At 46.8% G+C, this 12,719-nt stretch carries 12 protein-coding genes; all 12 read left to right on the top strand.

Translation table 11 applies throughout. The features are described from left to right. Nucleotide 1 precedes the first annotated feature (1 nt). The 12 genes from ACR8BL_RS05985 (at nt 2) to ACR8BL_RS05930 (ending at nt 12,671) form a co-directional block, all read left to right on the top strand. Nucleotides 2-595 (top strand): GNAT family N-acetyltransferase, encoded by a 594-nt coding sequence (locus tag ACR8BL_RS05985; protein WP_434751759.1) that lies wholly within the window; start codon nt 2-4, stop codon nt 593-595. A 21-nt stretch (nt 596-616) separates the two neighbouring features. Then, nucleotides 617-1,078 carry a MarR family winged helix-turn-helix transcriptional regulator gene (locus ACR8BL_RS05980; protein ID WP_434751758.1) on the top strand — a complete coding sequence of 154 codons (462 nt, stop codon included), beginning with the start codon at nt 617-619 and terminating at the stop codon, nt 1,076-1,078. Between the two features lie 212 nt (nt 1,079-1,290). Then, nucleotides 1,291-2,379, top strand: coding sequence for a cobalamin B12-binding domain-containing protein (locus ACR8BL_RS05975; protein ID WP_434751757.1), 1,089 nt, complete (start codon nt 1,291-1,293; stop codon nt 2,377-2,379). A gap of 15 nt (nt 2,380-2,394) precedes the next feature. Continuing rightward, entirely contained in the window at nt 2,395-4,110 is a 1,716-nt protein-coding gene (locus ACR8BL_RS05970; protein ID WP_434751756.1) for an ATP-binding protein, read from the top strand. 73 nt (nt 4,111-4,183) lie between these two features. Further along, nucleotides 4,184-5,146: an alpha/beta hydrolase gene (locus ACR8BL_RS05965; RefSeq protein ID WP_434751755.1), complete on the top strand. Its 963-nt coding sequence runs from the start codon at nt 4,184-4,186 to the stop codon at nt 5,144-5,146. Between the two features lie 73 nt (nt 5,147-5,219). Further along, nucleotides 5,220-5,549, top strand: a complete 330-nt coding sequence (locus tag ACR8BL_RS05960; protein ID WP_434751754.1) for a hypothetical protein — start codon at nt 5,220-5,222, stop codon at nt 5,547-5,549. 42 nt (nt 5,550-5,591) lie between these two features. Beyond that, nucleotides 5,592-6,305 carry a class I SAM-dependent methyltransferase gene (locus ACR8BL_RS05955; RefSeq protein ID WP_434751753.1) on the top strand — a complete coding sequence of 238 codons (714 nt, stop codon included), beginning with the start codon at nt 5,592-5,594 and terminating at the stop codon, nt 6,303-6,305. A gap of 133 nt (nt 6,306-6,438) precedes the next feature. Further along, nucleotides 6,439-6,873, top strand: coding sequence for a GNAT family N-acetyltransferase (locus ACR8BL_RS05950; protein ID WP_434751752.1), 435 nt, complete (start codon nt 6,439-6,441; stop codon nt 6,871-6,873). Between the two features lie 208 nt (nt 6,874-7,081). Further along, nucleotides 7,082-7,540, top strand: a complete 459-nt coding sequence (locus ACR8BL_RS05945) for a MarR family winged helix-turn-helix transcriptional regulator (RefSeq protein WP_434751751.1) — start codon at nt 7,082-7,084, stop codon at nt 7,538-7,540. Continuing rightward, nucleotides 7,537-10,704 (top strand): MMPL family transporter, encoded by a 3,168-nt coding sequence (locus ACR8BL_RS05940; RefSeq protein ID WP_434751750.1) that lies wholly within the window; start codon nt 7,537-7,539, stop codon nt 10,702-10,704. Before ACR8BL_RS05945 ends, ACR8BL_RS05940 begins: the two co-directional genes overlap by 4 nt. A gap of 201 nt (nt 10,705-10,905) precedes the next feature. Next, nucleotides 10,906-11,532 (top strand): GDSL-type esterase/lipase family protein, encoded by a 627-nt coding sequence (locus tag ACR8BL_RS05935; protein ID WP_434751749.1) that lies wholly within the window; start codon nt 10,906-10,908, stop codon nt 11,530-11,532. Nucleotides 11,533-11,618: 86 nt separating this feature from the next. After that, nucleotides 11,619-12,671, top strand: coding sequence for a phosphotransferase (locus ACR8BL_RS05930; RefSeq protein ID WP_434751748.1), 1,053 nt, complete (start codon nt 11,619-11,621; stop codon nt 12,669-12,671). Nucleotides 12,672-12,719 lie beyond the last annotated feature (48 nt).

The following is a 12,719-nucleotide window of genomic DNA, read 5'->3' as shown; positions in this document are numbered from 1 at the left end:
TATGAAAGAACTGCCCCTTAGAGATGATGAGCTTGTTCTTCGCGCAGTGGAACAAGACGACATTATTAAACTATATGAGTTGATCTACAGTGATGACGATCCTGATTGGAAGAAATGGGATGCACCTTACTATCCTCTGGAGCCTGTTCATTACGATCAATACGAGCGCAATACGCACGCACGGTTGAAAGCAGATCAAAAAGCAGGACGTCCGGAATCCATCCGGGTCATTGAAGCAGACGGAGAAATCGTGGGAATGATTAGTTATTATATCGAAGATCCGCTATCCATGTGGCTGGAGATGGGAATTGTAATCTACAAACCTGCCAGATGGGGGCGGGGGATTGGTACACGATCACTACATATGTGGTCAAGTCATTTGTTTGAACACATGCCTATTGTGAGAGTTGGACTGACTACTTGGTCTGGCAATGAACGAATGATTGGGGCTGCTGCAAAGCTAGGACTGCAGATCGAGGGGCGGTTGCGGAAGTGCCGGATTGTTCTTGGAGAATATGTTGATTCAATTCGGATGGGCATGCTGCGTGAGGAATGGGAACAGAAGCTATCCGGCGAAACGGACGGAAATGTATAGAACTGATGGAGGATTATAGAAATGCTGAACAAGGAGGATAACCGGGAGCTGTCATTGCAGTTATTTGTGGTTCTTATTCGCGCTTACAACTCGGTGACATCACGTTCCAATCGGGACATCCAGAACCATGGACTCAATTCCACAGAATTTGGTGTACTTGACTTGTTATATCATAAAGGACCACAGGCCTTGCAAAAGATTGGTGAAAAAGTATTGATGTCCAGTGGCAATATTACGTATGTTGTTGATAAGTTACAAAACAAGAATTTACTGTTTCGCCGTCCTTCCAAGGAAGATCGCCGGGTGATATATGCTGAGTTGACGGAGGAAGGAAAACAGTTATTCACGCAAATATTTCCACAGCATCATCAAGTCATTATCGACATTTTGGAGGGACTTGAGCCTTCCGAAAAGATGGATGCGATACGTCTGCTGAAGAAGCTTGGACTTGCTGCAGAAGGCAAAACGGACCTACGTTTATAACGTAGATCCGTTTTTTTTGTGTCTGCTACATGCCTCGAATAGTGGCTATATGGCTTGCGTACAGCTGCATAATATAGGAAGATTGTTTTATAGCGTCGAAAGTTTATACACTGGCTTCAGGTATACTAGATTAGTATAGTTGCCTTGAACGGAATCATATAGAAGAAGCAGATTTATGCGGTAGCAGGTGTATACAAAGGAGGAATGCGTCGATGAGTCATCGGGAGGCCGGAGAACGTTTACTTCAAGATGCAGGGATCTTGGCCGAAAAAATCACCGAAATGCAGTATCGGTTGCAGCCCGACTTAATGGAACGTTTCGGTCCGATTGGAAAAATAAGAACCAAGCAGGACTCACAGTACAGTCTGAGCTACCTGGCAGAAAGTGTGCTTGTGAAAAGTCCCAGTTTGTTCACTCACTATATATCGTGGTTAAAAGTGCTGCTTGCCGGTTATCAGGTATCGGCGGAGGATCTGGGAATGAACCTTAAGTTGATCAAAGGGACATTAAATGAAGAATTCGAAGAACCTCATCGTACCTTTCTATTAGAATATTTGGAGATGGGGATCGATGTAACGAAGGAACTGGAAACCCAGACCAGTTTTATTCATGCATCAATGCCCTACGGTCTGGAAGCAGAAGCTTACTTGCAGTATTTGCTTGATGATCAACGGAAGGAAGCTTTTGAAATTATCGAGTCTGAAATGGATGATGGAGCGTCGATCCGAGATATATATCGGTACATTTTTCAGCCTGTTCAATACGAAATCGGTCGGTTGTGGCAACAAGGCCAGATCAGTGTAGGTCAAGAGCATTTTTGCACAGCAGCAACGCAATCGTTTATTTCACGGTTGTATTCCAGATGGATGATCGGGCCGAATCAGGGTAAAAAACTGGTCGCAGCCTGTGTGGGAAGTGAACAGCACGAGGTTGGGCTGCGAATGCTCACGGATGTTTTCGAAATGGAGGGCTGGGATACGTATTATCTTGGTGCTAATGTTCCGAATGGAAGCATTGTCGAAGCGATCAAGCATCATGAGAGTGATGTGGTGGCGATCTCCGTGACGATGACTTATCATCTTCATCTGGCAAGAGAATTGATCGAACGCATTCGCGAGCATGCAGAGATAGCCCATGTCAAAGTGATGGTAGGCGGTTATCCGTTCAATATAGACAAAAATTTATGGAGAACAGTTGGTGCTGATGGGTATGCACCCAGTGCGGAAGATGCGCTTGCTATGGCAGAGCGTCTGCTTATTCATCCGGTGTCGCTTGATAGTGCAAGTATGGTAATTGAATAGGAAAGGGCTGAAGTGATGCCTAATGACAATGAAGAGATGAAGAGACTGCGCAGAACGATCGAGCAATTATCGGATCAACTGATTCGAAGCAAGGAGCAAGAGGAGCGTACGCTGTCGGCATTTTCGGACATGAACAATGAACTGGTTACGCTCCAGCGGCAGCTCAGTAAGAACAATGCTGGTCTTGAGAGGGCACGCCAGCAGGCAGTGGCATCTGACGAATCTAAAAGTGCCTTTATGGCAGTCATCAGTCACGATTTTCGCACACCGCTGAACGGAATATTGGGGATGGCAGAATTGTTAGCGTTATCGCCTCTATCTGCGGAGCAGAAGGAATCAGTAACCGTTATCCAGGAGGCGGCTAAACTCCTGCTCAAATTAATTCAAGATCTGCTGGATCTTTCCAAGCTCGAGGCAGGCCAAGTGCGTCTTGAACAGGGAGAAGTGAATATTCAGGAAATTCTGGATCACATCTTCCGTTTGCTTAATCCGCAGATCGATAAGAAAAGAAACCAGTTTTTGATTGATTGTGATTCGGAAGTCGCCGCTGTACTTGAAGGGGATTCCACACGAATTACACAAATTCTGATCAACCTGATTCAGAACGCAAATAAATTTACTACCGATGGTTCAGTTAAGGTACGGGTTGAACTTGTGAAACAACATACAAGTAGACAGCTTGTTCGGTTCGAGGTGCATGATACTGGGATTGGCATTTCAGAGGAAGACCAGGCTCGTCTCTTCCAGCCCTATATGCAGACAGAACAGGGACGTTCGAAAGAGTATGAAGGTACAGGTCTTGGTTTATCGATCTGCAAGTCACTCGTTACTCTGATGAATGGACAGATTGGCATCGAGAGTAAAGAAAGAGAAGGATCAACTTTCTGGTTTGAGCTTGAACTTGGACTACAGATGGCTGGAAGCGGAGAGATTGCCCAGCAAACGGGTGGAGATGAGACTTCGGTGAATCCAGATCAGTCTGCGGAAGATCCTCGTACCTTGCCGATTTTGCTGGCTGATGATAATGCCATTAACCGTCAGCTTGTCCAGCTGCAACTTAAAAAACTTGGTTTTTTAGAGCTTGAATGTGTAATCAATGGGGAAGAGGCTGTAGATGCATTTCGTCATAAGAAATACAGTCTGATTCTGATGGATAGTATGATGCCGGTTATGGATGGAGTCGAAGCCGCTCGTCAGATTCGTACAATAGAGCGGGATGAGATGCGCCAACCGACGCCGATGATTGCAATGACTGGCAATGTCATGCAAAGTGAAAAAGATAAGTGTTATGAGGCTGGAATGAATGATTTTATCGGCAAGCCGTTTACCTTAGAGGTGCTGAACTCAATCATTCGGAAGTGGCACTCCGCATCGAAACCCGTGCAGATTCTGAATATGAACGTGGTTCGTGAAATTGCTGAATTAAACACGGATGGCAGTCAAACGTTGCTCAGTATGCTACTGGAGATGTACCGTGCGGAAACGCCGGGAAAAATCGAGGACTTGCGCAGACATGTAGTTTCAGCCGATCATGCGGCCGCAGCCGAGACAGCACATGATTTAAAATCTGGAAGTTTGAGTCTCGGCATCAGTTACCTTTCAACCTTGTTCAGTCAGATTGAGAAACACGCTAAGCAAGAGCAAACTCATCAGGCAGAGCCTTTGCTCGATAAGCTTCTTCCCGCGTATCAGGCTGCGTGTAGTGCGCTTCAGCAGGCTAATAAGAGTTGAAATATGCCATGATATGGTTGTATTATTTTACCGAGTCGCTGTACCTTATTGGCAGCAAGGGAGGATCTTTTTCATGATATTTTACGGCCTAGCGGCTCTCATTATAATAATAACGTCTCTGATGTGGGCCGGGGGACTTTATTTCTTCAAGACAGCCATTCGTCGTACGCCGAAAACATTTTTGGTCAATAATCCGAATCTGAAAACGGAAGCAGACAATGAACTGATCAGCAGTGCTGGGGATCTACACTGGCTTGATGCTCAGGATAGCAAGACCGTTACCATTCAGTCACAGGATGGACTCAAACTTTCTGGCATCTGGCTTCCATCCAGAAACAAATCTGCAAGAACGGTTATTCTGGCCCATGGCTACTCTGGAAAAGGTAGAGAAATGGCGGGATTCGCCAGATTTTACGCCGAGACGCTGGGTTATCACGTATTAATGCCCGATGATCGGGGACATGGTCAGAGTGAAGGAGAAATCATCGGGTTTGGCTGGTTAGACCGGAAGGATTATGTTCAATGGGTCGGTTGGGTGCTGGAACATGTAGGTATGAATACAGATATCGTTCTGCACGGCATATCGATGGGGGGCGCCACTGTACTGATGACAGGTGGGGAAAACCTGCCAGATCAGGTTAGAGCCATCGTATCGGATTGTGCCTATACCTCGGTGGAGGAGGAATTGACGTTTCAGTTGAAGCAGTTGTACAAACTGCCCGCCTTTCCATTCATTCCGGTTACCAGTTTGATCACAAAGTGGAAAGCAGGATACTCTTTTAGAGAAGCCTCTGCATTGAAGCAACTTGCCAAAGTAGGAGTTCCGGTGCTGTTCATTCATGGTGAAGCGGACACCTTTGTACCCAAGGATATGGTATATCGCTTGTATGAAGCTTGCCCCACCGATAAGGAACTGCTGACGATTCCTCGTGCAGGCCATGCCACAGCCTTTCGGGTGGATCGCGAGAAATATAAATCGGTGCTGAACACTTTTTTGCAGAAACATATGCCATATCGAGAGGGAGCGGTTCACTGATCCCCTAATTATTGTTGAGTTCTCAGTTATGGATTGCCTAACAAACCTGGATTTCACTTGGAGGTAGACAGACATGCCACGATTTTCAAGGGAATGCTCGTATTGTCATAAACCTATGGGAGCGGATGAATTCAAATGTAAGTCCTGCGGCAACATGGTCACGACCAAAACGGCCAAGCCGGAACAGTCTCACATGATGGAGTACGAAGAATCTGCACTGGATCAGTACTCGACGGGGTTGCTTGTGATTATGACGTTGTTTTTTGCCCCTATTGCCATGACCGTTGGTGGAGTGTTGTTGTTTAATGAATATGCCAGCAAACGGGATGCGGGGAAAATTCTTGTGACTGCCAGTTTAATAATGATGATTATCTATCTGATTCTTTTCTTCGTTTTTGTGTGAAGGTTACTGTAAAGGTCTAAATCCATTGCAGGAGGTACCGGAATGCGAGAAGAACAATTGGAGGCTGCTCGTCAAGCTGAAGCGGGATATCATTCTAACTTTTATCAAAACAATGAATTGTTTGAAGACGGAACATGGATGTCCAGACCCATGCCTATGGTGATGGAGATGTTGGAACGTTTGCTTGTTCATAAACAGGAATTACGTGTGCTTGACCTGGGATGTAGTGTGGGCAGACACACGATTCCGATTGCGCAACGTCTGGCAGATACAAACAGCGAGGTTATTGGCGTCGATCTACTGGATGAAGCGGTAGAGGGTCTTCGCAAATATGCGAAGCAATATCAGGTGGATCACATCGTACAGGCTGAAAAAGCAGACGTCGAGCATTATCAGGTTCAACCGAATGCTTTTGATTTTATTGCGGCGTGTTCCTGTCTGGAACACACATCCAGCAAAGAGGCCTTTCTTGAAACAGTAGAGCGGTTACAGGCGGGAACCCGGACCGGGGGCATCCACTGTATTACGATGAGCACCAGTGTCGAGGAAAAAGAAATCCAAACCGGCCGTCAGATTGAGCCGTTGATTGAGTTGAATCTGTCCACATCCGAGGCTATTGCACTGCTGGAGCAAGCCTACGATGGGTGGAACATCCTTTTTCAGGAGCATGTGACCCAGACGATCCAGGAAGAGAAGTATGATGAACCAACAGAGTTCCGTTGTGAACTGCTTCGGTTTGCTGTGCAGAAAGATTAATGGACTTGTCTTGAACTTTGCCAAATTACAGTCTACAATACGATAACGGGTTGAGAATGCCTATACAATCGATGGCTGAATAAGTTTTAAATGTTCTCGGCAGAGAAGTACGTATATTGGAGGAATTGTTTTGTTGAAAAATTTGAAGCCACGTCTGCAGGAGCCGGATGTGCAGGAGTTATTATCCTATGCTGTCTTTCCAGACCCGGATCAGGTCAATCGGACGGTACAGCAGTATGTGACACAGAGTAATCTGTTTCTGACCGGATATGAGGACGAAGAACAGCTGGTCGGTCTGATTGGTTACGAACATACGGGAGCGAGCGAAATTACCATTCGCCATATTGCCGTGCTGCCGGAGAACCGATTCAAAAATTATGGCCGGGGCATGATTTCACAGCTTCTTGCAGAGTACAATCCAGATACGTTGATCGCAGAGACGGATCAGGAGGCGGTAGAGTTTTACCGAAATACGGGATTTGTCGTTTATAGTCTTGGTGAATTGTATCCAGGGGTGGAGAGTTTCCGTTGTGTCCTTGAAAAAGAAGAGGATGAGGACGACGTATAACAGAGTATGCGCGTGACGCATCTAGCATATAATTGGATATAAAGAAATCAGATAGGATATTTGGCTTGGCATATGTGCTGAGCCGGATGTCCTGTTTTTTGTTTTAAATATAAGAAATAAGTATTGCTTTCGGACATAGTTTCATTATAGAATAGTTTTGCTGATGAATAGTTCGTTAGGTGAACTAGTTTTGAGAGGAGGAACTTACATGAACACGCCAGATGCCAAAAGTTTGGTGAATCGTTATCTGGACGCGTCTTTTCTGGTTACCAAGCGGTTCGATACCCAGATACGGGAAAAGGTAGGCCAGACGATCACGACGGATCAATTTTGTGCACTACGTCTCATACATGAAAAGCCCGCCTGCACCCCATCGGATCTGGCAGAGCTTCTATGTGTGGGCAAAAGTAGCATCACGGCTCTGGTCAACAAGCTGGCTGACCGGAATTTGGTTCATCGTACAGGAGATGAGCGTGACCGCCGTGTTATCTATCTGACTCTGACAGATGAAGGCCTTCAGATTTACAGGGAAACAGAGCTGGAGATTCAGAAGATTCTGGAGCCTTACCTGAAACATTTTACACCGGAAGCGGTTCAAAACTTTATTGATTCATTTGAGAAGCTGGCAGAGCTGCTAACACAAGAAGAAGGGCTGGAGAAGCAATGAGAGCGATATTAAAAGGGCGCTGGTGGATCATGGGGCTGTGGATTGTCGCCGCCGCTGTATTGATGTTTACCGCGCCAAACATGAGCGAGTTGATTCGTGAAAAGGGACAGTTTTCTGTTCCGGAAGGGTACTCTTCCACAAAAGCGGCAGCGATTCTGGATGAAGCGGCGGCCCAAAATGGGGAACAAAAAGGGACCTCCATAGCACTGGTGTTTTATAATCCGGATGGTCTTGGAACAACAGGCAAACAAGAGGCGGAAAAGGCAGTTAAACTGCTCGAAGCCGATAAGCAAAAACTCGGCATTTTGTCTGTGCTGAATCCTTTCTCCCAGCCGGAACTGTCGGACAAAATGATTTCGAAGGATGGCAAAACCATTCTGACCTCGCTCTCGATTGAGATGGGTGATCGCACGGTCAAGGAAATGCGAAATGACCTGAATGGCGCGCTGAAATCAGTGAATGTTGAACATTATATTACAGGTAAAGGTTTGATTGATGAGGATACGATTGAGAGTTCTCAGGAAGGACTCAAGAAATCAGAGTACATTACTGTGGTCTTTATTCTGCTTATTCTTTTCCTGGTATTCCGTTCGTTTGTAGCTCCATTTGTACCGCTGCTGACGGTGGGTATCAGTTATATCGTGTCTCAGCAGATTGTTGCGTTCCTGGTCGATGGGTTTAACTTTCCCCTCTCCACGTTCACACAGATCTTTATGGTTGCAGTCATGTTCGGGATTGGAACGGACTACTGTATCCTGTTGATCAGTAGGTTTAAGGAAGAGCTTGTACATCATGAGAACACATGGGATGCCATTATTGCTACATATCGCACGGCAGGTAAAACAGTGTTTTTCTCGGCTTTGGCAGTATTGGTTGGATTCGTGGCGATCGGTTTTGCACAGTTCATGCTGTATCGCTCTGCGGTAGCCGTTGCTGTGGGTATCGCTGTAATGATGCTGGCCCTGGTAACCATTGTGCCATTCTTTATGGCTGTGCTGGGCAGAAAGCTATTCTGGCCATCCAAAGGTTCACTGGAACATGCCGAAAGCAAAATTTACGGAGCAGCAGGGAAATTTTCTCTTAAACGTCCGTGGGCAGCCCTGCTGATTGTTGCAGCAGTCACCGTGCCTCTTCTCATGACATATGACGGGAAGTTGTCATTTAACAGTCTTGACGAGATCGGTGACAAATACGATTCGGTTAAAGCATTTAACATTATTTCGGACAGCTTTGGCCCAGGTGAATCCTTGCCGGGTCAGATCGTCATTCAGAACGACGAAACGATGGACAACGCAAAATATATGGCTGTAGCAGAGAAGATCAGCCGCGAAGTAGAGAAGGTTCCCGGGGTTGCAGGCGTTCGTAGTATGACACGTCCAACAGGGGATGAGATTAAAGATTTTGAAGTAACAAAACAAGTAGGTACATTATCTGATGGTCTGGGCGAGGGCAAGACAGGTCTGGACAAAATAAGCGATGGTCTTAGCAAAGCTAGCAATGAACTTAGTAAAAATGAGCCTCAGCTTAAACAAGCGGCGAGTGGAGCTGGTGAGCTGACTAAGGGCACAACTCAGCTGCAATCGGGTATTACGCAGCTCAGCGATGGACTGAAGCGCATTGAAAAAGGCATTCGGGACGGTTCATCTGGCGCAGGGGATCTGAAAGCTGGGCTTCAACAAGCCAAAACCAGTGCAGACCAGCTTGCCAAAGCGAATAACCAGTTGTTGCAGGCCTATCGTCAAGCTGGAGCAGGGGTTGCTGCATTGGGCGATGGAACGAAGGAACTGGAACAGCAATTGACAGGTATTTCAACAGCCTTGACGAGTCTGACCGCATCGTTCTCTGCTCTGGAAGAGCGTTTCCCGGAGTTGCAGCAAGATGCTGACTATCAACGCATCAAAGGCACAATTGGTCAAACGGGTTCAGGTACAGCGCAGCTTGCGCAGGGACTGAACCAGATTCAGACGAATCTGAGTACAGCTGCAGCCGGCATTAATCAGGCGAATGAAGGTTTTGCTGCTGCAGCATCCGGACAGAAGGCGCTGGCTGATGGTCTGGGTCAGATTGTAGCAGGTATTGGTCAACTGGAGACAGGATTGAAACAGGCTGCCGATGGTCAAGGTAAAGTGATCAAGGAGATCCCTTCCATCCAGAACGGTCTGGGTCAACTTCAGGGAGGACAGGAGAAGATCCAGAAGGGCTTCTCGGATCTCAGTGGACAATTATCGCAACTGACAGATGGCTTGAATCAAAGTGTGGACGGAATCAAGAAGGTGTCTGGCGGTCTCGATTCCGCTCAGGATTATCTGACACAGCTTCAAAATTCACCGGATTCCGATCTGGCAGGCTGGTACGTTCCTGAAGAAGCCTTGAATAACAAGGACTTCAAAAAGGTATTTGATACGTATCTGTCCAAGGATCGCAAGACGATGACGCTGGATGTTATTTTTGCAGAGAATCCGTACGGTAAAGAGGCGATTGACCGTGTGCCGGATATCGAGGCAGCAGTGAAACGTGCAGTTCAGGGCAGTGCGCTTGAAAAAGCCGACGTTGCCGTGGGCGGTGTAACCAGTACGTTTGCAGATTTGCAGTCGATCTCGAACAAAGACTACACACGTACCGTTATGCTGATGCTGGCAGGAACCTTTATCATTTTGGTTATCCTGCTTCGTTCCATCATCATGCCGATCTATCTGATTATTTCATTGCTGCTTGCATACTTCACATCGATGGCACTGACTGAAGTGGTCTTTGTGAATATTATGGGCTATGCCGGAATCAGCTGGGTTACTCCATTCTTTGGTTTCGTTATGCTGATTGCGCTTGGTGTAGATTACAGCATCTTCCTTATGGATCGTTTCAACGAAAACAAAGGGTTGAGAGTACAGGATGCGATATTATACGCGATGAAAAACATGGGGACCGTTATTTTGTCTGCAGCGGTTATTCTCAGTGGAACTTTCGCTGCGATGTACCCTTCAGGGGTGCTCTCGATGATGCAAATTGCAACCGTTGTGCTAAGTGGTCTGATTCTGTATTCCCTGTTATTCCTGCCATTCTTCGTGCCTGTAATGGTGAAGACGTTTGGTCGGGCCAACTGGTGGCCGTTCCGCAATAAGGAACAGTCGGAATCAGCTGATTCCCATCATAACGTGGGCATGTAATCATAATTGATAATTTAATATGAATCGTAGGGAGGCTCTGCCGCATGATGCGGTGGGGCTTCTTTTTCATATTGTATATTATGGACACAAAGACAGGTGTCTGCCTAAGGACACTATCCCGCGCTTAGCCAGAGTGATCTTCATATGATATAGGGCAGTTCATTATTGATCAGGGAGATCAGCAGAGAGAGGGGCGGCGGGATGGTATATCGTTATGTGGCAGTAGGAGATTCGTTGACGGTAGGTACAGGAGCGTTGCTCGGAACCGGATTTGTTCCAATCTATCGCCGTATGGCTGAAATGAACCTTCGTACGTTCGTATCTATGGAGAATTTAGGGGTGAACGGGTTAACATCGGGAGAACTGCAGCAGATGATTAACGGACATCCTCGGGTGCGCCAGGCACTACGTGAAGCAGATATTATCACGATATCCATTGGTGGAAACGACCTGATCCGTACATTCAAAGCCAGCGGAGGTATGCCAAGCGCAGAGAAGATGACGCAGGTGCTGGGTGAAACGCGTAATCACGTATCCCAGGTCATGAAACAAATTCGTCAGTTAAAAGGGGATAACAAATACATTGTCCGTTCTATCGGTTTGTACAACCCATATCCACAATCGACCGAAGCAGCATACTGGGTGCGGCAGTACAACACCTATCTGAATGGTGCAGGATCAGGTAACTATGCATGTGCACAGGTTTACGATAAGTTTGAGGGACGGGAACGGGAATTGTTGTTCTGGGACAGAGTGCATCCGAATGCAAGGGGATATCGGGTTATCGCAGACCAGTTGAATCGAACAGGTTATGTTCCTCTTGCTTGAAGGCTGAAGAGGGCTAGACCTGTCATGCGACTTTCGATATGATGGAAGGGTTCATTTAAATCATCGTAACAGAGGGGTTAAATCCGGTGTCTAACAAGCAGCAACAATCTCTTCTTCCAGCTGAACAGCAACTGATCTCTGAGGTGTTAGCCTTATACGCCTTCACATCGGAGTGGCAAGGTGAGCGTAACCAGGGCGGTATGAATAACTCTACCTTTGTGCTGCACACAAGGGATGCAAATTATGTTTTGAGACAATACGAAACACATAATGATCAAGCGAAAATAGCCTTTGAACATGGCGTGCTTATGGCCCTGTCCAAGACAGATTTTGAACTGGATTCGCCGAAACCTGTCAGCTCATTCTCTAATGAGACTTATCAAATCATCCGGGATCATATCACAGGAGCTTCTAAAATCGTGACTCTGTTTCGTTACCTGGAAGGTGTCAATCCCGTATGGGATTCTCCGGGCCAGTTGCTCCCGTTGGGGCAGGCAGCAGGTCAGTTGTCATCAGCGCTAGCCAGACTTGAATTGGAACTTGAGCCCGTTTATCCGGCGTATTACCGGATTGAAGACGCTTATCCGCTCTGTACTCCAGCCCGTTTGCTAGAGTTCTGTGCTTCTCCGCCAGAGACCCTTGCAGCCTGTGCCGAGGAGTTAAGGCAGCTGCAACATGAACTGCCAGGTTTGTTCGAAGCACTGCGCGGAATGGAGCAGCTTCCGCATCAGCTCGTGCATGGCGATGTGAACGCATCCAATGTACTGGTGGATCAGGAAGGCAATGTGAGTGCGATTCTTGATTTTGAGTTTGTAACCTGGGATTTGCGGGTGATGGAGCTGGCTGTTCCAATGTCTGACATGCTGACGATGGACAAGAGCGAAGAGTGGATGTGGCAAGCGCAAGCTAATCTGATTCGGGGATTTAGGGAAAATGTTGAACTGAACGCTGACGAGCTAAAAGCGATCCCGCAGTTGATCTTGCTGCGGAGTCTGGACGTGGTAATGCATTTTATCAGCCGAATGCTGGAAGGAACAGATGAGCCGGAAGTGGCTGTAGAGCAGATTGTGAAGCTGAAGCAGCGAATCGATTGGATGCGTATGAACGAGGAGTTATTACGCAGACTGTTAACGGAATAACATGTATATTGTAAATAAAGTGCACGAGTCTCTGCTTTGGATTCAGGA

The organism is Paenibacillus amylolyticus (assembly GCF_051136285.1).
Lineage (GTDB): Bacteria > Bacillota > Bacilli > Paenibacillales > Paenibacillaceae > Paenibacillus > Paenibacillus amylolyticus_F.
This window is presented reverse-complemented; position numbering and strand designations above follow the sequence as displayed.